The organism is Leptolyngbya sp. DQ-M1, assembly GCF_039962505.1.
Taxonomy (GTDB): Bacteria; Cyanobacteriota; Cyanobacteriia; order Leptolyngbyales; family Leptolyngbyaceae; genus Leptolyngbya.
In genome coordinates this window covers 514,472-538,345 of sequence record NZ_JAMPLJ010000003.1, presented here as the reverse complement: position 1 = coordinate 538,345, position 23,874 = coordinate 514,472, and the positions used below count along the sequence as shown (strand labels likewise).

Below are 23,874 nucleotides of genomic sequence, written 5' to 3'. Positions count from 1 at the left end.
GCTACTATCTCCATAATAAAAGTTGAAAAAATTAACGACTACAGATTTGACTTCAAGGAGCATTACAAACTGTGGAAAGTCATAAAGAAAAGATTCTGGTTGTAGACGATGAAGCCAGCATCCGTCGCATTCTAGAAACTCGCCTGTCGATGATTGGATACGATGTGGTGACAGCAGCAGACGGTGAAGAAGCCCTCGACACTTTCCGCAATGCCGATCCAGATCTGGTGGTTCTCGATGTGATGATGCCGAAGCTCGATGGCTACGGGGTTTGCCAGGAACTCCGCAAAGAGTCTGATGTGCCGATTATCATGCTGACCGCGCTTGGGGATGTCGCCGATCGCATTACTGGACTCGAACTCGGTGCCGATGATTATGTGGTGAAACCGTTCTCTCCCAAGGAACTCGAAGCCCGCATTCGCTCGGTTCTGCGTCGCGTGGATAAAACAGGTGTCACCGGAATTCCCAGTTCTGGTGTGATTCACATCAACAGCATCCGTATCGATACAAACAAGCGCCAAGTGTATAAAGGCGACGAACGCATCCGGCTAACCGGAATGGAGTTTAGTTTGCTCGAACTCTTGGTGAGTCGCTCTGGGGAACCGTTCTCGCGATCGGAAATTCTTCAGGAAGTTTGGGGCTACACACCTGAACGCCACGTCGATACCCGCGTCGTGGATGTCCACATTTCTCGCCTCCGCGCCAAGCTAGAAGACGACCCCAGCAACCCCGAACTGATTCTGACGGCACGCGGAACGGGCTACCTGTTCCAGCGCATTCTAGAACCCGGCGAAGTGGAATAGTCAAGCGTCGGCGAGGAAACTACCATCTCCCCGCCCGTTTGCTAATAATCGTAAGGATTCTTCGGCTCTGGAATCGGCTTAATTGAACTTGCTTGAACGACTAATTGGCGCTTGCCAGCTAAAGTTTCTGTAGTCATTTGACCCTCGACTTCGAGCCAAGAATCAACCTTGTAGTCCGATCGCGACCCCGTGGTCAACTTCACCGGCAATCTCACCGGATAGACATCCGCCGCGCAGCACGTAATCACAAATCGGGTCAGTAAAAAATACTGATCGGACAATTCCGGTGTGACGACGACAAATCCCTGCAATTTTGCCTTTTGTCCCGTATAAGCATCGGGTTCCGGATACACCTGAAGCGTCCGAATCCAGTCAATCAAGCTTTTATCCTCAGTCCGAGCCGAGGCACGAAACGTTTGCGGTCGAACTCGCGTCAGCGTAATCGAATCATTCACGCCGCGATCAATTGCCGTCTGACTCGTAAACGGGCGCGGTGTGATGATCAATCCGGCGATCGCGACCCCCAACAACAATGCGCTACTCAGCCCCGGCGGAAACAGCGTGATATGCGGCAAATCGCTCGGAATCGGTCGCGCATTTCGACTGGCTTTCCAGACAAAAAAACCTTTGATGCCGCTAATCACCAGCAGCGAGAATCCGGCTGCGATCGTCAAAATCTTGTAATTTGGATGGATCAGCAGAAATAATTCATTCGTTAACCAGAACTTGAGAATTGCCAAACCCCAAGCCATCAGCGCTAACAGATCCAGCCACGGGATCAAAATATGCCAAGGAATTCTAGACATCATTAACTGATATACAAGTTCACAAACAAGCAAAATAGAAACGTCAACAATCCCGCCAATCCAAAAATATAGAGAATTGCTCGCGCCTTAAACACCGACAGCATCAATCCCACACCTTTGAGATCGATCATGGGGCCAAAGACGAGAAATGCAACCAGCGATCCGCCCGTAAACGTCGATGCAAACGACAGCGCGAAAAATGAGTCAACCGTTGAGCAGATCGAAACCACCGCCGCCAAAATCAGCATTGCCAGAATCGAGGTGACATTATCCTGACCCAAGCCGAGAATAATTTCACGCGGCACAAACACCTGCGAAATCGCCGCGATCGCGCTTCCTAAAACCAAAACGCCGCCCAACTCGCGCATCTCTTGCAGCGTGTTGTCGAGCAGCAATCTCAGGCGATAGCTAGTGGGTTTTGAAATGGTGCTTTCCATGGCGGTTTGCAGCTCGATCGGGTCAGTAATCAGCGGCTTGCTCGACTGTCCCAGAAAATAAGTCCCCGCCTGCAACAGCGGTGAAGCCGAGGATTTAGGCGGATCTAGTTTGCGAGAAAGGTAGGATGCAACGCTCGATTGCAGCAGGGGGCGCACATCTTTCTGAGCGCTAAACACCCAGCCAATCATCGTGGCAATCACCAGCGAAAACCCGATGCGATAAAACACAATTTCCGGCTGATCGCGAAATGCTGTCCAAGTTGCCCAAAAGACGATCGGGTTAATCGTCGGAGCCGCCAGCAAAAAACCGATCGCCACCGATATCGGCGCACCCTGTAGCATCAACCGCCGCGCCACGGGCACATTGCCGCATTCGCACACCGGAAACAGAAATCCAATACAACTGCCTGCAAACGCGCCTAGAAACGGATTTTTTGGCAGAATCGCGACAAGCTTCTTTTCATCCACAAAAAACTGAAGCAATCCAGAGAACAATACCCCCAGCAGCAAAAAGGGCATTGCCTCAACCATCAAACTCAAAAAGAGGGTGAACGCACTATTAATCTGAGCCATTCAATCCGAATGTGAAGAGATTGAGGGGATCATAGCAAGGAACTGGAGATCCTGAAGAGATTGTAAAGGAAGAAAATTAGCAACAGATCTTCTATCACTAATCAGAAGGACGTTTCAGATGATTCTGAAGTTTTGGCGCGATCGTGCCTCAACCGAATGCAGCGATCTTTGTTACGGAAATCTTAAAAAAGCATCATCGGAAACGCAAGAATGAGCCTGAAGATTTGTAAACTGTATGATCAGGCAAAATGAGTGCCATATTTTCTGAGGAAACGGTATGAAGCAACTGGTTACTGTGGAGCGCCTGTGTTTAATGGGACATACGTTGGCGCTGGCTTTTGGATTGGCAGGATTATTACTGGTGCTGCCCAATCCAGAATTTATCGCTTCCCTCCCGGCGATCGGGCAATCTGCTTTCGGTTGGAGCATGGCAAATGGCGGTGTGGGATATATTCTGCTCGGCGCGATTACGGTAGCTCTTTATGCTTACCGAACGCTCGGAATGCGGCACTGGCTCACCTTTATGTTGCCTGCGGTGTTTCTATCTTTGGGAAGCGAACTACTCGGTACAAGTACAGGGTTTCCCTTTGGGGCATACGGCTATTTGAGCGGATTGGGCTATAAGATTGCAGGGCTTGTGCCATTCACAATTCCGCTGTCGTGGTTTTATGTCGGCTTGTGCTGCTTTGTGCTGGCAAGAGCAGGCTTAGAAAGCCTGAAGTTACCCCTGTGGGCGCAATTAACCGGAGCGATCGCACTGGGTTCAATTCTGTTAACGGCATGGGATTTCGTGCTTGATCCGGCAATGAGCCAGGCACCTTATCCGTTCTGGGAATTTGGTGAAGTCGGCGAATTCTTTGGAATGCCTTATCGCAATGTCACAGGCTGGCTCGGAACTGGTGCGCTATTTATGTTTGTGGCTTCCTTGTTCTGGAGAGCAAAGCCGCTAAACTTAACTCGCGCTCAATTGACTGTGCCGCTGGTGGTTTACCTGATTAACTTTGCATTTGGGGCGATCATTACGGTAGCAGAATTGGATTCGCGCTATTTGATTCCAACTTGCATGAGCATTGTGCTGGGAGTTGTTCCGGCGATCGGTCTTTGGTGGATGAGTAGACCCACTCAAGGACTCGAAGCTTCGCTTTCTGGAACGGTCTCGCGAGATGTGCCCACCGTTTCGGTCGGACTTTCTCAAAAATAGAGATTGAGAAGAGATGCTCGATCGAGCATCTCTTTTTTGTAATCATTCAAAGCGATAAGGGGTTAAAGGGTTGACGAATTTTATGCTGCACGCCGGAATGATTTGCCTGGGATTAGTCGATTCCCAGGCTTTTGCGTTTCAAGATGGATTTTTCTTTGGGTTGCTGCTGGTTCAAATCCCGGCGGCGGCGATTTTGCTATCACGGTTGCTTAAAGGTGCGGTGCGTCGTTCCCCCCTTCAGCCTCAGTTACCGAATCCGTCTTTTTTGGGTGCGGTGAGCGTCGTTGTGCCGACGCTGAATGAAGCCGATCGCATCGCACCCTGTCTCGAAGGGTTGACGCGCCAAACGTATGAAGTGCGAGAGATTACGATCGTCGATAGTCGCTCGATCGATAAAACGCCGGATTTGGTTAAAGCTGCTCAAGAAACTGATCCGCGATTTCGATTAATGAATGATGATCCGCTTCCTTCGGATTGGGTCGGTCGTCCGTGGGCGCTGCATAACGGATTTTTGGCGAGTTCGCCGGACAGCGAGTGGATTTTGGGAATTGATGCCGATACGATTCCGCATCCAAGTTTGGTGTGTAGCTTGCTCGAAACAGCGACAACTGAGGGCTACGATCTGATCACGTTGTCACCGAGATTTATTCTCAAATATCCGGGTGAGTTTTGGCTTCAGCCTGCGTTGTTGATGACGCTGGTGTATCGATTCGGGGCAGCGGGTGAAATTGGTAGCTCTCCAGAGCGGGTGATGGCAAACGGGCAGTGTTTCTTTTGTCGGCGATCGCTCCTTCAGAAAGTGGGCGGTTATACCAGCGCGAAAGGCTCATTCTGTGATGATGTGACTTTGGTTCGCAATATTGCGGCAACGGGTGCAAAAGTGGGCTTTCTCGATGGTGCAAACGTGCTGAAAGTCCGAATGTACGAAGGCATGGCGGAAACCTGGGATGAATGGGGTCGATCGCTCGATCTCAAAGATGCTGCAACACCCGCGCAAGTTTGGGGAGATTTAGCATTTTTGATCTTGGTTCAAGCATTGCCGATTCCGTTGTTGATTGTAAGCGCTTGGATGGTCTCTTCTGGACATACAACATTACCTGCATTGATCGCCCTTGGATTGAATGGAGCATTGGTCGCGATGCGAATTGGATTAAATGCGGCGGTCTTGCAGTCCTACGATCGTTCTTCTGCCAAAGGTGCTTGGTTATTCTGGCTCTCTCCTTTAGCCGATCCAGCCGCAGTCTTCCGAATCTTCCTGTCTTCTACTCGAAAGCCGAAAAGCTGGCGGGGTCGCACTTATGGCGGATAACGTCACACTTTTGGGGTTGGCGGGGAGTTTAGTTGCGGGATTGGGCACCGGAGTAGGCGCGCTCCCAATCTTTTTCATCAAGGAAATTACTCCGCAAACTCAGGGCGCGCTCTTGGGGTTTGGGGCGGGTGTGATGTTAGCTGCAACTTCTTTTTCTCTGGTGATTCCGGGCATTGAAGCGGCGGAGAAGTTGACGCAGAACAAACTAACCGCCGCCGCGATCGTTGTTTGTGGCATTCTGCTTGGGGGTGCGTTCCTCTGGTTGGCAAATCGCTACTTTCCGCACGAACACTTCATTAAAGGGGCAGAAGGAGCGACTGCAAGCCGATTACGTCAAGTGTGGCTGTTTGTGATTGCGATTACGCTGCACAATTTTCCCGAAGGATTAGCGGTCGGAGTTGGATTTGGTGGTGGCGATGTCGCGAATGGAATTGCGCTCACCTTGGGAATTGGCTTGCAGAATTTTCCCGAAGGATTGGTCGTAGCGATCGCGCTTCTGGCTCAGGGCTACCGCAGACGAAAGGTATTTGGTGTGGCGCTGTTAACGGGACTTGCCGAGCCGATCGGAGGTTTAATCGGGGCGGGGGTCGTTTCGATCGCCGCGATCGTGCTGCCGTGGGGAATGGCATTTGCAGCCGGGGCGATGTTATTTGTAATCAGCGATGAGATTATTCCAGAGTCGCACAGCTTAGGAATCGAGAAGCAAGCGACTCTGGGCGTAATGATTGGATTTGTGCTGATGATGTTTCTGGACGTGGCTTTGGGCTGAATTTGTATCAGAATGTTTCAACTCGTAACGGCGATCGCGCTTCGGTTCAACTCCCGTAGTAAATTGAGGAAAATTGACGCGGCATCATGTGTTTTTGCATAGATTGAGTTCGTTAATTTTCAAAACAAAAGGAAGAGAACAGTCATGGTTCAACGTGGTTCAAAAGTCCGCATTCTGCGTAAAGAGTCCTACTGGTATCGCGATGTCGGCACCGTCGCCTCGATCGACCAAAGCGGCATCAAATATCCGGTGATTGTGCGCTTTGATAAGGTCAATTACACGGGCTACAGTGGTCAAGCTGGCGGTGTCAACACCAATAACTTTGCACTGAGCGAACTCGAAGAAGTTGAGCCGCCCGCAAAGAAAGCGGCGGCAGCGGCAAAACCCGCAGCCAAGAAAGCAGAGTAATTTCTCTGCGATAATTAAGTTTGAGCCAGTACCTTTCTTCTGTTGGTGCTGGCTCAGTTTTTTAGAATGGACTTTTACGAGTGTATTCGCTGTGCCTGAACTGCCTGAAGTTGAAACGGTTCGATTGGATTTAAACCAAGTGACGCTAAATCAGCCGATCGTTGGTGGAGACGTGTTACTTGATCGCACGATCGCTCATCCGATCGCTGATCAGTTTATCGCTGGATTGCAAGGCTTATCGATCGCAGAATGGCAGCGCTACGGCAAGTATCTTTTGGCGAAATTAGCTCCGGTGGGCTGGCTCGGTGTGCATTTGCGAATGACCGGACAGCTTTTGTGGGTGAAACAATCAGACCCATTGCAGAAACATACGAGAGTAAGACTGTTTTTTGATCACGATCGAGAGCTTCGGTTTGTGGACCAGCGCACGTTCGGGCAAATGTGGCACGTGATCGACGATCGCGACCCAAAAACGATTATTACGGGACTTCAGCGATTAGGGCATGAGCCATTTTCTGATAACTTTTCAGATCTCTACTTCTACGAACAGCTAAAAAACCGGAAGCGTCCGATTAAAAATGCCCTGCTTGATCAAGCCTTAGTTGCGGGAATTGGCAATATCTATGCGGATGAAGCTTTATTTCTCAGTGGCATTCATCCGGAAACTTTGTGCAGTGAGTTATCGATCGAACAAGCCTCCAAACTCCGAGCGAATGTCATTCGAGTGCTAAAAGATAGCATTGCAGCGCGAGGAACGAGTTTTAGCGATTTTCGCGATGTGTCGGGGGTGAATGGTAACTATGGCGGGATTGCTTGGGTATATGGGCGGGATGGCGATCGCTGCCGCAACTGTGAAGCGACGATCGAGCGGGTAAAGTTGGCGGGACGATCGGCGCATTTCTGCCCGACCTGCCAACCGTGTAAACAGTAGCTTATGTCACATTTTATAGCGAACCCGTAGGAAATAATGAATTCCGACCTGACCCATTATTTCTATATGCCCAAGCGTCGAGATTTTCTAATCGGCAGTGCTGCAAGTGCTGCCGCTGTATCCATGCTCTCTAAAGCAAACGCCCAAGATAATCAACCTTCTAAGCGTCCTGAAATCAACGCGCTAAGACAAGGCTACGTCGGTCAATATCAAGGCGGCGTGTATCTCTTACCCGCGAACGATGAAACGGCGCAGTGGGGTTGGTTTAACAATGCAGAACCGCCTCGTGCTCGAATCAAATCTGGTGATACCGTCGTGATGGAAACGATGATGGCATCGTTGAATCAGATTTTGCCAGGATCGTCGATCGAACAAATCACTAAACTCCGCGTCGATTATCCGGGTCGTGGCCCTCACTCCGTCACAGGCCCAATTTTCGTGGAAGGAGCGATGCCCGGTGATGTGCTGAAGGTGCGGATCAATCGGATTGTTCCCCGCAGCTATGGCGCAAACTGGAACCTTCCTGGCAATCTGAAATTAGGACAGTTCCCGGACAAATTCACTGAAGCGCAAGTCAAGCATTTCTATCTCGATCTGGGTCGGGGTGTGACGGAATTTTTACCGGGAATTGAGATTCCCGTGCGTCCGTTCCCCGGAATTCTTGGGGTTGCAAGAGCAGAAAGCGGTCAATATAGTACGGTTCCACCAGGGGCGCATGGGGGGAATTTGGACTGTCGCGAATTGGTGCAAGGAACAACAATCTATCTACCTGTGTTTGTTGAGGGCGCATTGTTGTGGTCGGGTGATTCTCATGCGGCACAAGGAAATGGAGAAGTGAATTTAACCGCGATCGAGAGTGCGTTTAGTGAATTGAACATGACGATCGAAGTGATCAAAAAAACGCCGCTCTCATTTCCTCGGATTGAAACACCAACCCACTGGATTACTTTGGGATACGATCGCGATCTCAACAAAGCCGTTGATATGCTGAACGAACAAACGGTGAAATTTGTCTCAGACTGGAAACGCATATCGAGCAAAGAAGCACAGCAGTTCATGAACAATTACGGCGATTGCCAGGTTGCTGAGATCGTTAATCAGGTGAAGGGCACTTACTGCATGTTGCCAAAGAAAGCCGGCCCGAAACGCGCTCCTAACCCAACGCAAGACACCCGCGATAGTTATGTCACAACGGCTACAAATGCCGATGTGCAGACTGCAATGAACCTGGCTTCGATGCAAATGATCGAGCGGATTGCACGATTAAGGAAGCTATCGAGGTTGGATAGTTATGCGCTGGCAAGTTTAGCGATGGATGCGCGAATCGGACGAATTGAACCGGGCGCGAAGACGATTCATTGTCTGATGCCACGATCGCTTTGGGTAAAGAAAGCTTAGTATTTTAGGTTACATTTTACGAACCTCTCTGGCTGCCATCAAACGCAATAAAGCTACAAATTCGCAGCCAGAGCTACTTTTGCTGCCTCATCCTTTTAATCTATCCTTAGCCGTACCCTGTTGGATGGATGTGTAGGATTTCTAGTTCAGCGCACGATAAAAGTTAGGAATTCAATTTGAATACATCTCTGCAAAAAACCATTGCAATTCTTCGCTTTATTGAAACGCTGTTCTCAAGACGACTTCACTTCAAGACTGATTTAATCATGATTCTTTGTAGCAGCGCGATTTTTATGTCGTCCGCTTCAATCCCTCGCATCATTCAGGCATGAAGTTCTGAAAGACTGAGACAGGTTCGATCGTGCCAAATTTGCGCGATGGTATGCAGGTTTAGATTCAGTTGACTCTCATTCAGTTGCTTATGGGAGAGAAAAGAACGTGGATAGATTTCACAGAGCGTTATGCCGTGGTTTGGGTGCGGTGGGCGCTTTGGGGCTGATCAGCGGTGTTTTAGTTGGGTGTTCATCGACTCAGCAAACCAACCAGAACAACGCAAACTCAAAGCTGCGATCGGTGGCTGTAACTGTTGGTGATCTGAGTAATCCTTTCTTTGTGCTGATGGGCAGAGGCGCACAATCTGAAGCGCAGAAGATCGGCGGTGATGGAGTTCGGACAACTGTAGTTTCGACGGGATATGACTTAAATCAACAATTTAACCAGATCGAAAACTTTATTGCAGCCAATACCAGTTTGATCATTCTCAATGCTGCGGATAGTCAAGGAATTGCGCCTGCGGTTGAAAAAGCAAAACAAGCTGGAACGGTGGTCATTGCAGTAGATACGGGGGCTGGCGGTGGAGTTGATGCCACCATTACCTCGAACAATCTGCAAGCGGGAGAACTAAGCTGTCAGTACATTGCCGATCGCTTAAAAGGCAAAGGGAATGTGGTGATTGTGAATGGTCCACCTGTGCAATCAGTGTTCGATCGCGTTGAAGGCTGCGAAAAGGTTTTTGCAAAATATCCCGGAATTAAAGTTCTTTCTAAAGATCAAAACGCCGAAGGGAGCCGGGACGGTGGATTGCGGGTGATGAGTGATTTGTTGGTCTCGTTTCCTAAAATCGATGCGGTCTTTGCCATCAATGATCCATGTGGGGTGGGTGCGGAACTCGCGGCACGACAAGCAAAACGCAGTGATTTCTTTATTGTCGGAGTGGACGGCGCACCGGAAGCAAAATCGGCGATCGAAGACAAAAGCAGCTTGTTTGTCGCGACTGCTGCCCAAAATCCATTGGGCATGACTCAGAAAGCGGTGCAAGTCGGCAATGACATCCTCAATGGTCAAAGACCCGCCAACCCCAATATTCAAATCCCTGTGAAATTGATTACGCGAGACAACGTGAGCCAATACAAAGGGTGGCAGTAATGACAATGAATCAACAATCCGTGTCGCATCATTCGTCGATCGCGGCTCCAGTCCTCGAAATGAAGGGGATTACGAAACGGTTTAGCGGCGTTCCGGCACTGCAAAACGTCAATCTCACGCTTTATGCGGGTGAAGTTCATGCCCTGATGGGTGAAAACGGTGCCGGAAAAAGCACGCTGATGAAAATTTTGGCGGGCGCTTACATTGCCGATGAGGGTGAGATTTGGGTGAATGGTCAGCGGCTCAACATCACTGATCCAGGTATCGCCAGACGAGCAGGCATTAATTTGATTTATCAAGAATTGAATGTCGCTCCGAATCTGACGGTGGTTGAAAATATCTTTATGGGCAGCGAGATCAATCGCGGGCAACTGTTGGATCGCGAAGCCATGCATCGGGAAGCGGTCAAAGTTCTGCAAGCATTGGGCGCAAGTTTTTCACCCGATGATGTGGTCTCAAGCTTGTCGATCGCAGAGCAGCAACAAGTCGAAATCGCCCGCGCCCTCAAGGACAATAGCCGCATTTTGGTGATGGATGAACCGACTGCGGCACTGTCCGATCGAGAAACAGAACGTCTGTTTGAAGTGATTCACCGATTGCGGCGCGATGGCATTGCGATCGTCTATATCAGTCACCGCATGGAGGAAGTATATGCGCTGGCGGATCGGGTCAGTGTATTACGCGATGGTCAGTATATTGGAACGCTCGATCGCGCTGAGATCTCTCCGGAACGATTGGTGCAAATGATGGTGGGTCGATCAATGCAGGGCTTTTATCAACATGAACGCCGCTCAAATCGCGGCAATGTTGTTTTGGAAGCCCGGCACATCAGCGATGGGCGCAAGGTGCAACCCACTGATTTAGTTTTGAGGGCGGGTGAAATTGTGGGTTTAGCGGGACTGGTCGGAGCCGGACGAACGGAGCTATCGCGGCTGATTTTTGGAGCTGATCCAAAAACGAGCGGTGAGATTTTTCTAAATGGTCAGAAGCTCGATATTCGATCGCCCAAAGATGCGATCGCGGCTGGAATTGGGTATGTCCCCGAAGACCGCAAAGATCAGGGCTTATTTCTCGAAATGAGTTCTGGCAAAAACATCATCCTCAATATGCTGAGAAAGGATGCCAAAGCAGGAGTGATTAACTGGAGAACGCTCGGCAAGATTGCTAACGATGCGGTCGAAAACTTCAACATTCGACTGGCAAACCTGGAAATTCGCGCAATGGATCTGTCTGGAGGGAATCAGCAAAAACTACTCCTGGCTCGCTGGCTCGCGATTAAACCACGAGTGCTTCTGCTCGATGAACCCACACGCGGCGTGGACATCGGCGCAAAAAGCGAGATTTACCGCATCATTAGTGACTTGGCGGAAACAGGCGTTGCCGTGCTGATGGTATCGAGCGAACTGCCGGAGGTGATCGGACTCAGCGATCGAGTGTTAGTGATGCGTCAAGGAAGAATCGTCGGTGAGATTGACGGTTCGCGACAGCAGATTACCCAAGAAAACATTATGGCTTATGCTACTGGCGCATCGGAGGTCGCCGCACTATGAGTCAAACAGAACTACGTCCGTTAAGAGAACCGAGCAATCGCCCCCCTGTTCAGCGCAAACCTGCAAACAACTGGCTTCAGGTGGCTGGGATTCTGCCGATTCTAATTCTGATTTGCATTCTGTTTTCGGTGCTGACTCCCAACTTTCCCACGACGGGAAACGCTGTGAACATTCTCCGGCAAGCATCAATCAACATTGTGCTAGCAACGGGAATGACCTTTGTGATTCTGACTGGAGGGATTGACCTTTCGGTGGGATCAATTTTGGGGGTGTCTGCGGTTGTTGGAGTGCTGGTTTCGCTTTCAAGCGCATTGGGTTGGTTTGCGATTCCAGCCGCATTGTTAACTGGCTTAGCGATCGGGTTGATCAATGGTGCGCTGATTGCTTTTCTCGACTTACCTCCGTTCATTGTGACTTTGGGCGGCTTAACTGCGCTACGAGGAGCTGCTTACCTCGTTGCAAACGGTACGACTGTCTTGAACCGCAATCTAAACTTTGCCTGGGTTGGCAATAACTATCTCGGCCCCTTTCCCTGGTTAGTTGTGATTGCGCTGTTGACTGTTTTAGCAAGCTGGTTTGTGCTGCGTCGGACGGTTCTAGGCGTGCAGATTTATGCAGTGGGAGGAAACCAACGTGCAGCGCGACTTACCGGAATCAAAGTCAGTCGGATTCTCTTGTTTGTGTATGGTGTGAGTGGATTGTTAGCAGGGTTGGCAGGCATTATGAGTTCCAGCCGCCTGTATAGTGCGACTGGACTGTTGGGGAGTGGGTATGAATTGGATGCGATCGCGGCTGTGATTCTCGGCGGCACAAGCTTCACGGGTGGGATTGGAACCATGCCCGGAACCTTGCTGGGTGCGTTGATCATTGCGGTACTGAACAACGGTTTGACGCTGCTGAATATGTCTTACTTCTGGCAGTTAGTCGTTAAAGGTTTAGTGATCATCGTGGCAGTCACGATTGACCGACTCCGCCGCCGTTCCTCACGCTAGAACCAATCGGAGATTGCATCGGTCGATTTTACCAAGTGCATTCCAGCAGCAGCAAAGCGATCGTAAGCGCGATCGGCTTGCTCGGTGTAATCAACCACGCCCGGAACCACAACCGCAGAGGTGCAATCTTCGAGCAGGTAGACTTTCTTGGTTAGGCTAGGGTCATAGGCTTGGATTTCGGTGAGTAAGTCGTCGATCGTCCAAGCCACACAATGGCTCTTTGCCTGACCTGCAATGATCACCGCATCAAACTTGAGTAACTTATCAATCAACTGACTATTTTTCTGTGCCAATAGTTCACCGCCAACTGTCGTTAGAACCTCCGGACTCAGCACCGAATAGTTTTCGGTGAGCGGGTGACTGCCTTTGATTTCAAAGCTGGTCTGACTCTTACGGGTAATGCAATGAAAGAAGAAAGCTTCCTCAACTGCTGACACTAACGCATGACCGATTCCACCCAACATTGAGTGATAAGGCCACACCGTTAATGGATACTTGCCTTCGTCGGTTAGCTGTTTCGTGTAGTGGAGCGCGTGACTGTTGAGGGTGTTGTAATCGGTTTTTAAGCTGGGCGCGATCGCTGGATTGACTCTCCACACGCCTTTCTGCACATCTTCATATGAAATTAGGGTTGCTGCGGGAGTGGGATGCTCTCTGGCTTCGTTGATCCAGAAAATCGGATGAAAGATTTGCATTGCTGTATGCGTGTCCATTGTTGGAGCAATTTCGGTAATGCTACCTAAATTGCGGTAAACGAACTCACACAGTCGCACATTATCTTCAACGGCTCCAGTTCCCGATCGACCCCCAACAAACAGTTCAAAATCGGGAATACAAAACGTATTTTGCACATCGATTGCTAGCAAACAAACCCGAATTCGATCGTCACTTGCAGGCGGAATGTTGTGTTCTTTCGCCCATTGTTCCGCTTCAATTGCTCGTTGCTGATACGGAACACGCCAAACAGATCCGACTGAAGCACGATCGAAAAACTCAGGAATCATACGTTAAGCTCAACTCGTTGCCCTCGATCGTATCAAACGACTCATCGATCGACAGTACAACTGGAGCATTGAAGCTACGATCGACCACCGTTGTTGGCAATTCTTGATGATACGCTCCAGACGGCAGCACACCGCAGCCGCCATATTTTGCCATCACTCGCTGTTGCGTAAAAACATCCTCGCCACAGTGATTTTCAGGAAGCTTTGTCCAGAAATTGAATCCGCCCACATCTCGAAGCTTTTGAGCGCTGTACATCACACAGCCACCGATCCAAGCGACTTTGTACTTACGTGGATGAGCAGGAGTAATGTTATGCGATCGCTGAATATGATACAGGTTTGCTGCATTGTGTAACTTCCAACGTTCCCATTCTGGCATTCCCGGCTGGAGCTTTTCGGGCTGCACTGGACTGTCCCAAAATTCGATCGCTTGTTGGTGCGGTCGAACATCTTGAATAAAGCTGAGTCCGATCAATCCGCTGCCGACAAAACCACAGTTCTCCTCTTCGATCGCATTAACGAATTGTTCCAGGACAAATGGTTCTAGGATGATGTCATCATCAATGAACAGAACATAAGGAGCAGTTGCTTGATCCAGCAAGAACTGTCTTTGTTCTGCCATGCCGCGACGGGGTAAGTGATGGTGGATTTGAACTTTGTGATTGTGCGATCGTAGAACTCGAACTGGCGTTTGGACTATGTTGGAAGCAATTTCGTTTGGATCTTCAGTTTGATCTGAAATGATTACATTAAAATCTTGAAAGGTCTGAGCAATCAGGCTGGCCAATGTAACAGCTAATGCTGAAGCGCGATTGTAGGTTGGGATTAAGATATCAACTTTAGACATATCGATTGGAAAAGGGTGTAAATCAGTCACACCCTCAACATTGGGTTTTACAGAATTGGGTTTTACAAAGCAGTCATGACGCGAACTAGCTCATCTGACATATCGACAGATGCAATACTAGAATGCTGGAACAGAACACCTGCAAGAAAATAGATGTTGTCCGAATAGAATGCTTGCCCGTTTTCCCGTAGCTTTTCAATCCAATTTCTCACCTTCGGTTCAGAGCTATAGCAACCAAACTGCAACGGTGTCACCATAAAATCTGCAACCGTGTATCCTTGCTCGGCAGCACATTTGAAAGTTCCTAATGGGTTCGAGTAGCTTGAGATCAAGACCATCACGTTCGCATAGTCCAGGGTCAGCAATCGATTCGTTAACGTGGCTCCATCTACGCCGCCATGCAGGAGCGGCATCCGAATCTGATTGTCCGGCGCGGGAATGTAAGGCGGATTCGCGATCAAACAATCTGCATCAGTTGGTGCAGCATCAAAGAATGACTTATTGTGCAAGACATATCGATCGTGCAAATTACACTGATTGATTCTCGATTTTGCCACACCATAAGCAGATGGATTCAGTTCAAACCCATGAATCACATCATTACAGCGCGATCGCACCAAAGAATTGATTACCGGGCTACCATCCCCAGAACCAAATTCAACAATCAACCGTGAATCATCGCACTGCGAAAAAACTAACCGTTCTAAACAATGCGAATAGAAATGTGATTCTTCAGGGCAGAAAAATACTTCGGTTTCAGTAGTCTGCGAAATCGGTTTTAATAATGTCCCAGTCAAGGTAATACCCTCATCAATACAAATCACAACACAAATCACAACAAACAAATAAGGGCGGACAACCCGCCCCCTCACACCTTTAGTCGCCTACTGAGGCACGATCGCAGGCAATGATTCCGTTTCTACTCCACGTCGAATCATGGCAACAATGGCTGCACCTGCACGATCGCCCATGAGTTTCTCTTGGTCATATCCCAACAGAAGCTGCCAAGCTTGCTGCGGATACATATCAACCAAAGGCAACGTCACGTTTTCGATCATCCAGCGTCCGTGCCGCTCGTCTTCTTTGATGTGCAAGTCCCAATACCCCATTGCGCCCTCAGACAGCTCTAGTCTCTGTGCCGCTGCAAGATAGTTGCGGTATGCCGAAGGACCTGCGACCTCAAAGTAAGCGAGTCCGCCGTTATAGCGCAGAAAATGACGCTTACATTCAGTTAGCAGGAAGTTGTGATTTGTCGTTGCCAAAGCTTCCCAGGGCACCAGATCAAAGTATGCTTCTGGCTGAGTGCTGAGATGTAACTCAGTCATCATCTTGGCAAAGAAGGTCGAATGCTTCCGCGATAGGCGACCATTGCCGTATTCTTCGAGCAGCACTTTTGTTAAAGTGGCTTGTACTTCGTTTGCAGCACCACCAAGAATCCGCGATAAACGGCTCGCTTCCACCAATCCATCAAACGAGGTAATGGCTAAAAGATACCGATAGCCTTCAAACGGCATTTCTTTACGCAGGTAAATCGCATCGGCGGATAGCTCCGGATCGAGATCGGCTTGGTAACGATCGAGCAATGCCTGTTTGAGATCAATCGATTGATAGCCTTCAGTATCAATTTGCTTCAGTTCCCAAGCTTGCCAAGCGGCTTCGATTTCGTTGCGAACCTTTTGCAGATAGTGCGATCGCTCATTCGTGTAATGAGTCAGATCGTCATACCAAAATAGGTTCAAACGATTGATTCGATAGAGAACACGCTGCAGGAAAAGATGTGCTGCATCAGAACCCTGCGCTTGATCGTAAGCTTCCTTGAGTGCAAACGTTAGCGCGGTTTCAAAGTAACGAATCTGATCGGCAAGTTCACTCAGGCGCTGATCTAAGTTCTCAGCTTCGATTAGCTCACTGAACGTTTGTTCAGCCTTGTAGTAGGGATTATTTGTAACAATGGATTCTATCGCCTCTGGCATCAATCGGGTGGGCAGGGGCGCAACTAAACTACCGTGCATTTATCTTTAGTGAGGACGCGATTTTCATTTCTATGCTCGTTTATCGAAACCTAAAGTTGCATCTACCTCAGAGATAAATCGCTCAGTCTTAAGGGATAGTTTTATACTTTTGCAAACGCTGTCCTGGGAAAGCCTAGCTTCTCTAACAGTTCATTCCAAAGCTCGATGCTTAAGCTACCTCCCGATGCCTGATCATGTCCATGCCCACAACTGCCTTCGCCGACTGAAAGGTTTTGACTCCGCAGAAATTCGAGGACATTAGCACTGTTCGATCGTGCTGCAAAGTTCACTCGTCCTGGCATATAGCCTTCGTTTGCCGCAATCACAATCATTTGCGATAAACGACCACGCCAACTCTGAGCAATCAACGGATGAATCTGACACGGCGAATTCATCCGAATTAGGGCCACATTTCCAGAGAATATTGGAGCCGTTTTTCGAGCTTCATCGAGTGCTAATTTGACTTCTTCCCGCGCCGATCGCAGGTGTTGTACATCCGCACTTTCTGAATTGACTAATGCTTTCGGACTGGAATGATTTAATAATGCTCGTGCTGCAACTTCCGGATCATAGTGAGAAGCTCGTCGAGACGCATTGATTAGCGCTGTTGCTTCTTTGAGGTACTTTGCGGTGTACTTTCGTTTTGCTGTCGTTAACAGTTCAAATGGAGCGCGATCGCCTAAGTCGCTCAGTGTTCCAATCGCTGCAATCCAATCGAGATCAGAGATATCTGCGATCATTTGACACAGTTGCCAAATGATCAGTGAAGTATTCGGAATCGGTTCCCAAGTGTATGCGGTAATTAATGTATCTCCGTCAGGAACACCTTCGGGATGGTGATGATCAATAAAACAAGTCGGAATTCCAGCAATCACAGGCTCAGACCGGCTGCCCAAATCCATCACAAATAGATAAGCCGGATTTGCGGATTGAATGATCGCGCGATTGTTGGGTGTCCAAGCATTGCGCTCTCGATCGGGAATGACTCGATGCACTGAGGCGAATCCGGCTCGCTCGAATGCTCGTTGCCACACGACTCCCGCTGTCACTCCATCGGCATCTGAATCATGAATGGCAACCATTCTAGAGGAGTGAGATATTTGTGAAACAAACCGATCGAAGGCTTGGAGCGCAGCTTCTTGATTCGGAGTACCAACGGCAGGATCGAGTGTAAAAGTCATAATTAACCTCAAAAACTCAGCTTTTAACTACACCGAAACAGGTTGCTCCATTAGATCAGAAGGTTCTTCATCCTGTGTCGAGGGTGTGACCGCCTCAATTTGAATTTCCTCCGCTTTCGGCTTCTCTGTCTCAGTGATCACAGGTGGCAGCACATTCAAATCCGAATACAACCATTCATCCTGAAGCTTTTTAATCGCAAATTCTTTTTGCTTTGCCTCAATCTCAATCCAAGGGGCTTGACGATAACAGCTTGGCATCACCGTAATGTAATCATTGTGCTTTTGATCTAAGAAACTTTCCGCCCCATTAGAAATGTGAACGACCTGCCAATCTGGATTCTCCCAGGTCGATCGCGCCGCTTCAAATGCCCGAATCACGCTTTCGTCTTCGTAGCTCTCCACTTTTTCATGAATCACATGATGATGAGCATCAAACAAATGAGGCACACCCGCCGCCTGACAAACCGCCAGGATTTGCTCTGAGCCGTAAGTGTATTCGTCATTCTCGAGCGTGAGTCGTAGGCGAATGTTATCGTGTAAGCTGCGAATGGTTTCAACTAACCGATCAGCCCGATCGCCCTTTCCACCGTGAATGTTCATCAATGCCCACGGAGATTGAGGCAATCCTAATAGGTCAAAAATCCGGGCGTGCATCGTGAGAATTTTGATGCTATTTTCGATCACTTCTGGACGATCGGAGCTCAACACGACAAACTGATCCGGATGCAGCACCAATCGAACTTTTAATTGAGTAGCTTGCTCTCCAACTAGCCCCATTGCTTCTGCAAACTCTTCTAGAATTGCAGATCCTAACGGATCATCGGCAAACGGAAACATTCCTGAACCGAGTCGATAAAGCCCAATTTTATTGTCTGCACAAAACTCGATCGCAATCCCCAATCGCCGCAAATTCTCAGCATATAATTCGCGCAATAATCGCTCTTGTTCGACTAGATCAAATTGCAATAATCGCTTTCGTGTAATCGTCTTAAATCGCACCGTTTTTGATGCAGAAATACAAACTAAACCCAATTCAGGAATCATAATCATTTACCTAAACTTTTAGACTGAGCGATCGCACATACGATCACTCGAATGATTAATCTTTTAGCGGCTCATGTCCCCAGTTCTTTAACGAATAGCGCCAGCGCGTATGTTCAATATCGCCTTTTGGTTTTTCTGCTAAATGTCGATGAACATAGCTAACCACCCGCCGCATATGGTTAAAGTCAGCCTCATCGTAATCCGATTTTTTCTTATGTAAAAGTTCGATCGTATGTCTGCCCGATTGATGCCCAGTGGATTCAGCATCTTCGCTGCTTTTCATTCCAACCGAAAGAGATTCTTCTGTTTTTAACCAAGCTTCTAATTCTTTAGCCGACATATTGACCGCTTCTTGAAACTCTTTGAGAGTCTCTTGATTTTGCGTGGCAGTATGTTGCGCCATTATTTTTTCTCCTTGGTTTTCTTCAGCTGTTCACCTTTATGAATGGCATCTTTTCCACTCTTTGAACTTTCCACACGATACTCAGGATTTTCTTTTGATGCTTCAAAATGATGATTCTTAAAATCGGTCGGTTCGGTGATAATTTCTTTGATTTCACCTTCAGTTTTTTTGCCAGAAGTATTCCACTCTACATGGTCGCCCTTTTTTAATTTCTCGGTCATGATTTTCGCTTCAAAGGATTGCATTGGATTGCATTTAAACTCTAAGCAGCTTAACGTTTTGTCACCTCTATCTGCGGTTCCCCTTCACTCTGCTTAAACCTTTCTTTGGGTAGTCGAAAATCAGCGATCGCTCAATTTACGCTTTGATCAAAATTAAAGCTGTGATCATGACTTACGACTTGTTGTAATTGGAGCAGATCCCGGTGGACTCGCTGCTGCTAAAAAAGCCGCAACTTATGGTGCAAAAGTCGCGATCGCAGAATCTGCTAACTTGGGCGGAACCTGTGTCAATCTCGGCTGTATTCCCAAAAAATTGATGGTGTATGCGGCTGACTTCGCTGCAATGGCAGAAGCCGCAACCGGATACAGTTGAACCTTTGGCTCTTCCGAGCTTAGCTTCTTCAACAGACCAAAGAACGCTATTTGAACTAGAAGAAAGCCTTGGAGTAGTTTCAAGTATAGAGGCAAAACCAGTTCTGCCTCCATAACAGTTGACTTAGCTCACTGTTTTGACCAAGGGCATCTCAGTCTCAGTAAATGCTTCAAAGGATTGTTGAGCCAAGACACCGAGATTCGCATCAGAAATATCTCCTTGACGCTGCGCAATCCGATCGCGCAACACCTCTTCCGGGGCTTCACAGTAAAGAATCTCGATCTCAATTCCCTTTGCTTGTGCTTGCTCGATTACCGGAGCGCGTAAGGATTGACGATCGTATTTCGCATCCAGAATCACGGTGTACCCTTGAGATGCCAAAGTGATGCCCAAATTCAGGAGACGATCGTAAGTCTTTTGCGTCATTTCAGCACTGTAAAGCGAATCACCGCCTTTTTCATCTAACCCAATGCCACCTAAATGTTTACGCACCGCATCAGAGCGAATTTGAATGGCTCCTGATTCTCGCGCCAGTTTCGATGCGATCGTGCTTTTGCCTGATCCCGATAGTCCCGACATCAAAATGAGCTTGCCTTGTTTGGGTTTGGTATATTCCCAAGACAAGCGATAGTAGCGGCTTGCAGTCTCTTTCGACTCTGCCTTAACAGACTCCGGAACACTCGGATCGCTCAGCAAAAACGATGTCACCTTTGCCCGCACATAAGACTGACGGCTGTTGTAAAGCGGCAGAACTTGTAAGCCTTCCCAGTCGCCCGATTGCTCAAGATAAGCATTCAAAAATAGATTGCTCAGATCAGAGCGATTTCGAGCATCAAAATCCATGATGATGTAAGCAATGTCGAACATCGTATCGACATTGCGGAACGGCTCATTAAACTCAATGCAATCGAACAGTAAAATCTTGTTGTTCCAGAAGCAAATATTTCTCAAGTGAACATCACCGTGACATTCACGAATGAATCGATGTTCAACTCGACTCTTAAACAAAGCTTCATTCTCAGCAAATAGCTTATCGGTGTAAGCTTTTGTTTGATCGAATTGTTCTTGAGTTTGAGCAACACCAATGTATCCAACGGTTTGTTCATAGTTCTCGTCGATCGCTTGCCGAATCTGCGATACTTCCCCAAAGCTCAGGATGTAGTCATTCGTTGGTGCGGACTTGTGGAATGCTGCTAGAACTTTTGCCAAATCAATCAAATGCTGTTCGGTGAGTTCGCCGCGATCGTACATCTCGCTGAGCAAAGCCTCCTGCGGAAACTGCTGCATCTTCACCACATAATCAACAGCCTCACCATCTCCGCCCAGAGTGAACTTCTCGCCCGCTTGTGTCACAGGCAACACACCCAGATATAATTCCGCCGCGCCGCGCTGATTTAACCGCAACTCTTCATCACAGAAATGTTTGCGTTTCTCCAGCGTGGAATAGTCCAAGAAGCCAAAATTCACAGGCTTTTTCAGCTTATAAACATAGTCCCCGGTGAGAAAGACATAAGAAACGTGGGTCTGTACAAGCTCGATCGTATCCTTCACCGGATGGTCATAGATTGCCGGATCAAGCAGTGCTTCAACAATCGGCGGAAGAGTCGTAGTCGTCATAATTCCATTCACTAAAAAAGCCAGGGATCTCTCCCTAGCTTTATATACCTTAGATTCGTCGGCAAGCCGCAACGACAAATCTTTGACTAATCTTTTTGAGCAAAGAAGCTGATGTGATAGAGCGAACCTTTCCACGGATGGGTTTGTACTTCGCGCATCACAGTCTTACCATTCCAGGACAATTCTGGAATGCTCACTTCTACAACCGACTTATTCGGTGCAGCATCCCGGACTAAGAAGCCCGCAGCTTTCGCATCGACGACGAGCTGAATGGACTCGACTCCATTGTGACCGTACAAAGTTGCAGGAATTCTGCCATCGCGACGCAGCGCATTCGGCTTGCTTCCTTCGGGACGTTTTTGAGCTTCGATCGAGAACGGCATAATTTAACCTAAAAGTAACTAAACATTAGCAGGCTGAGGCGTTTCGTTGGTGTACAAAAGCGCCCGTTTGGGTCCGTGGATGGGATCTTCAACAATAATGGTTTGATCGCGTTTGGCTCCCAGAGAAACGATCGCGATCGGTACATCCATTAATTCTGCCAAAAACTTGAGATAATCAAGCGCTTCTTTTGGCAAGTCGTCGAGCGATCGACAGTCTTCGGTCGATCGCTTCCATCCGGGAAGGGTTTCGTAAATCGGCTTGCATTGAGCAAACAAGCGCGAATTACTGGGAAAATCTTCGCAGCGCTGCCCATCGATTTCGTAGGCAACACATACTTTGATTTCGTCCATTGCGTCTAAGACATCCAGCTTCGTAATCGCTAGACAATCTAGACCATTGATGCGAACGGCGTACCGTCCAATCACTGCATCAAACCAGCCACAGCGCCGTTGTCGTCCAGTCGTCGTGCCGAATTCAGCACCGCGATCGCACAGCAACGCGCCCATTTCTTCGTGCAGTTCGGTGGGGAATGGGCCTTCACCCACGCGAGTCGTATACGCTTTCGCCACTCCGATGACGCGATCAATCACGGTTGGGCCAATCCCCGTTCCAACACACGCACCGCCCGATACCGGATTCGAGGAGGTCACATACGGGTAAGTGCCATGATCAAGATCCAGTAACGTTCCTTGAGCGCCTTCAAATAGCACATTGCGCTTGCGGCGAATCGCATCGTAGATCTTCAGAGAACTATCGACGACATGAGGGCGCAACCGTTCTGCATAGCCCATGTACTCGGTGAAAACCTCTTCGGCATTCAACGGGGGCAGATTGTAGAGCTTTTCGAGAATGAGGTTCTTTTGTGCGATCGTCCATTCCAGTTGCTCACGGAACCCTTCCGGATTCATCAAGTCAATCACTCGAACGCCTACCCGCTCCGACTTATCGGCGTAGGTTGGACCAATTCCGCGCCCAGTCGTACCAATTTTGTGATTGCCGCGCTGCTCTTCTGCAGCTTTATCGATTAAACGGTGATACGGCATCGTCACATGCGCCGTTTCAGAAATCAGCAAATTCTTCGTCGTAATGCCGAGCGCTTCGATTTGATCGAGTTCTTCGATCAAAACCTTCGGATCAATGACGGTTCCACAACCGATAATACACTCGGTATCCGGGTACAGAATTCCAGACGGAATGAGGTGAAGCTTGAAGGTCTGATCCTTGACAACGACCGTATGCCCAGCATTAACACCGCCTTGATAGCGTACAACGACATCCGCCGATTTGCTCAACAGATCGGTAATTTTGCCTTTACCTTCATCGCCCCACTGGGCACCTATTACAACTACGTTAGCCAAGGGATTTCAGGAGTCTAAAGTTTTCAACAAACTCCCATTATCATCACTTGGGGGTACTTGTGTCAATCGATCGTTTCAGGAGAACTTTGCCAATTACAAAAAGAAAAGGCATCTAATTCAGATGCCCTCGATGAACTCTTAAGATGATGAGCTTGGACTATGCCCCTGGACGAACTCCGCGCTGTTGGCGCTGGCTGCGTCTCTGTTGCATCAGGTCGCGCTGCTCTTGCGTCAACACTTCGCGCTCCATACGCTCCTTAGCTGCCCGCATCCGGCTCCGAATCTCAGTTTTTTGCTGGTCAGAAAGATTCAGCGATCGCCAGGATACTCTTTCGTTGCGCTGCTTTGCCGCATTGTACTGATCGCGCTGGGCTTGCGTCAGCACTTCCCGAACGATGCCATCGCGGACTTGATCTCGAATCGCTTTTGCTTGCTGCTTCTGAGCATCCGTGAGATTGAGTTTGTTCGCTCGATCGCGTTTGGGTTGTTGCTGGGTTTGCTGTGATAACAAGCCAGAAGGACGAGCCTGAACCGCAAAGGGAGTTGCAACCATCAAAAGCGCGATCGCACCGGGGAGGATCAGTGAGAATTTTTTCATCATTTCTGTAGAAAAGTGAACAGTTGAAAGCCAACGAATCAGCTTCACTCCTTAGACTGAAGGGCGATCGTAAAGGTTCAACCTGATACCAATTTGATGGGTGAACGGTGTACCTGAATTGAGCGTTGCGAAATTTCTGGTCGTGGCGTGATTAGTCGTGTCGCTGCGATCGCGGTACACTGATCCCCTTCAGGACTGCTTCCATTTCTCATGTATTAATCTAGCGGGGA

General features: G+C 48.6%; 24 protein-coding genes and 1 pseudogene. 11 read left to right on the top strand and 14 right to left on the bottom strand.

The window, feature by feature from the left end; translation table 11 throughout:
- Window positions 1–71: 71 nt before the first annotated feature.
- Entirely contained in the window at window positions 72–803 is a 732-nt protein-coding gene (gene rpaB, locus NC981_RS12340) for a response regulator transcription factor RpaB (RefSeq protein WP_058997053.1), read from the top strand.
- 41 nt (window positions 804–844) lie between these two features.
- On the opposite strand, the gene NC981_RS12335 is transcribed toward rpaB, so the two are convergent.
- Both NC981_RS12335 and NC981_RS12330 read right to left on the bottom strand, forming a co-directional pair.
- Entirely contained in the window at window positions 845–1,612 is a 768-nt protein-coding gene (locus NC981_RS12335; RefSeq protein WP_348243058.1) for a TIGR03943 family protein, read from the bottom strand.
- Window positions 1,612–2,619 (bottom strand): permease, encoded by a 1,008-nt coding sequence (locus NC981_RS12330; RefSeq protein ID WP_348243057.1) that lies wholly within the window; start codon window positions 2,617–2,619, stop codon window positions 1,612–1,614. The genes NC981_RS12335 and NC981_RS12330 overlap by 1 nt, the downstream gene beginning before the upstream one ends.
- A 277-nt stretch (window positions 2,620–2,896) precedes the next feature.
- On the opposite strand from NC981_RS12330, the gene cruF reads away from it, so the two are divergent.
- From cruF to NC981_RS12285, 9 genes are all read left to right on the top strand, one after another.
- A complete protein-coding gene (gene cruF, locus NC981_RS12325) occupies window positions 2,897–3,820 on the top strand; it encodes a gamma-carotene 1'-hydroxylase CruF (protein ID WP_348243056.1) in 924 nt (307 codons plus the stop codon).
- A 97-nt stretch (window positions 3,821–3,917) separates the two neighbouring features.
- The gene (gene cruG, locus NC981_RS12320) at window positions 3,918–5,129 is read left to right on the top strand and encodes a 2'-O-glycosyltransferase CruG (RefSeq protein WP_348243241.1); all 1,212 of its coding nucleotides are present in this window, start codon (window positions 3,918–3,920) and stop codon (window positions 5,127–5,129) included.
- Window positions 5,119–5,898 carry a ZIP family metal transporter gene (locus tag NC981_RS12315; protein ID WP_190379046.1) on the top strand — a complete coding sequence of 260 codons (780 nt, stop codon included), beginning with the start codon at window positions 5,119–5,121 and terminating at the stop codon, window positions 5,896–5,898. Before cruG ends, NC981_RS12315 begins: the two co-directional genes overlap by 11 nt.
- Before the next feature lie 144 nt (window positions 5,899–6,042).
- On the top strand, window positions 6,043–6,306 hold the full coding sequence (locus NC981_RS12310) for a photosystem I reaction center subunit IV (RefSeq protein WP_190379047.1): 264 nt from the start codon (window positions 6,043–6,045) through the stop codon (window positions 6,304–6,306).
- Between the two features lie 91 nt (window positions 6,307–6,397).
- On the top strand, window positions 6,398–7,237 hold the full coding sequence (locus NC981_RS12305; protein WP_348243055.1) for a DNA-formamidopyrimidine glycosylase: 840 nt from the start codon (window positions 6,398–6,400) through the stop codon (window positions 7,235–7,237).
- 36 nt (window positions 7,238–7,273) lie between these two features.
- A complete protein-coding gene (locus tag NC981_RS12300; RefSeq protein ID WP_348243054.1) occupies window positions 7,274–8,635 on the top strand; it encodes an acetamidase/formamidase family protein in 1,362 nt (453 codons plus the stop codon).
- Between the two features lie 438 nt (window positions 8,636–9,073).
- Window positions 9,074–10,060 carry an ABC transporter substrate-binding protein gene (locus NC981_RS12295; RefSeq protein ID WP_348243053.1) on the top strand — a complete coding sequence of 329 codons (987 nt, stop codon included), beginning with the start codon at window positions 9,074–9,076 and terminating at the stop codon, window positions 10,058–10,060.
- Complete coding sequence (locus NC981_RS12290; RefSeq protein ID WP_348243052.1) at window positions 10,060–11,610, top strand: sugar ABC transporter ATP-binding protein; 1,551 nt, start codon at window positions 10,060–10,062, stop codon at window positions 11,608–11,610. Before NC981_RS12295 ends, NC981_RS12290 begins: the two co-directional genes overlap by 1 nt.
- Window positions 11,607–12,602: a ribose ABC transporter permease gene (locus NC981_RS12285; protein ID WP_348243051.1), complete on the top strand. Its 996-nt coding sequence runs from the start codon at window positions 11,607–11,609 to the stop codon at window positions 12,600–12,602. Before NC981_RS12290 ends, NC981_RS12285 begins: the two co-directional genes overlap by 4 nt.
- Here NC981_RS12285 and NC981_RS12280 read toward each other — a convergent pair.
- From NC981_RS12280 to NC981_RS12245, 8 genes are all read right to left on the bottom strand, one after another.
- Window positions 12,599–13,606: an isochorismatase gene (locus NC981_RS12280; RefSeq protein ID WP_348243050.1), complete on the bottom strand. Its 1,008-nt coding sequence runs from the start codon at window positions 13,604–13,606 to the stop codon at window positions 12,599–12,601. The genes NC981_RS12285 and NC981_RS12280 overlap by 4 nt on opposite strands.
- Window positions 13,596–14,453, bottom strand: coding sequence for a glycosyltransferase family A protein (locus NC981_RS12275; protein WP_348243049.1), 858 nt, complete (start codon window positions 14,451–14,453; stop codon window positions 13,596–13,598). Before NC981_RS12275 ends, NC981_RS12280 begins: the two co-directional genes overlap by 11 nt.
- Before the next feature lie 62 nt (window positions 14,454–14,515).
- The gene (locus tag NC981_RS12270; protein ID WP_199298735.1) at window positions 14,516–15,250 is read right to left on the bottom strand and encodes an SAM-dependent methyltransferase; all 735 of its coding nucleotides are present in this window, start codon (window positions 15,248–15,250) and stop codon (window positions 14,516–14,518) included.
- Between the two features lie 87 nt (window positions 15,251–15,337).
- A complete protein-coding gene (locus tag NC981_RS12265; RefSeq protein WP_348243048.1) occupies window positions 15,338–16,465 on the bottom strand; it encodes an iron-containing redox enzyme family protein in 1,128 nt (375 codons plus the stop codon).
- 101 nt (window positions 16,466–16,566) lie between these two features.
- Window positions 16,567–17,646 carry a phosphoesterase gene (locus NC981_RS12260; RefSeq protein ID WP_348243047.1) on the bottom strand — a complete coding sequence of 360 codons (1,080 nt, stop codon included), beginning with the start codon at window positions 17,644–17,646 and terminating at the stop codon, window positions 16,567–16,569.
- 27 nt (window positions 17,647–17,673) lie between these two features.
- Window positions 17,674–18,690, bottom strand: a complete 1,017-nt coding sequence (gene uvsE / locus NC981_RS12255) for a UV DNA damage repair endonuclease UvsE (protein WP_348243046.1) — start codon at window positions 18,688–18,690, stop codon at window positions 17,674–17,676.
- Between the two features lie 55 nt (window positions 18,691–18,745).
- Window positions 18,746–19,093, bottom strand: coding sequence for a DUF3140 domain-containing protein (locus tag NC981_RS12250; protein ID WP_190379057.1), 348 nt, complete (start codon window positions 19,091–19,093; stop codon window positions 18,746–18,748).
- Complete coding sequence (locus NC981_RS12245) at window positions 19,093–19,314, bottom strand: DUF2945 domain-containing protein (protein ID WP_190379154.1); 222 nt, start codon at window positions 19,312–19,314, stop codon at window positions 19,093–19,095. Before NC981_RS12245 ends, NC981_RS12250 begins: the two co-directional genes overlap by 1 nt.
- Before the next feature lie 187 nt (window positions 19,315–19,501).
- On the opposite strand from NC981_RS12245, the pseudogene NC981_RS12240 reads away from it, so the two are divergent.
- Window positions 19,502–19,654, top strand: a pseudogene (locus NC981_RS12240) (FAD-dependent oxidoreductase); the annotation flags it as partial.
- 156 nt (window positions 19,655–19,810) lie between these two features.
- Here NC981_RS12240 and NC981_RS12235 read toward each other — a convergent pair.
- From NC981_RS12235 to NC981_RS12220, 4 genes are all read right to left on the bottom strand, one after another.
- Window positions 19,811–21,304 carry an AAA family ATPase gene (locus tag NC981_RS12235; RefSeq protein WP_348243045.1) on the bottom strand — a complete coding sequence of 498 codons (1,494 nt, stop codon included), beginning with the start codon at window positions 21,302–21,304 and terminating at the stop codon, window positions 19,811–19,813.
- 86 nt (window positions 21,305–21,390) lie between these two features.
- Window positions 21,391–21,687 (bottom strand): 50S ribosomal protein L25, encoded by a 297-nt coding sequence (gene rplY / locus NC981_RS12230; RefSeq protein ID WP_190379059.1) that lies wholly within the window; start codon window positions 21,685–21,687, stop codon window positions 21,391–21,393.
- Between the two features lie 18 nt (window positions 21,688–21,705).
- Window positions 21,706–23,046 (bottom strand): adenylosuccinate synthase, encoded by a 1,341-nt coding sequence (locus NC981_RS12225; protein ID WP_190379060.1) that lies wholly within the window; start codon window positions 23,044–23,046, stop codon window positions 21,706–21,708.
- Between the two features lie 157 nt (window positions 23,047–23,203).
- Complete coding sequence (locus NC981_RS12220) at window positions 23,204–23,644, bottom strand: P pilus assembly/Cpx signaling pathway, periplasmic inhibitor/zinc-resistance associated protein (RefSeq protein ID WP_348243044.1); 441 nt, start codon at window positions 23,642–23,644, stop codon at window positions 23,204–23,206.
- Between the last annotated feature and the right edge of the window lie 230 nt (window positions 23,645–23,874).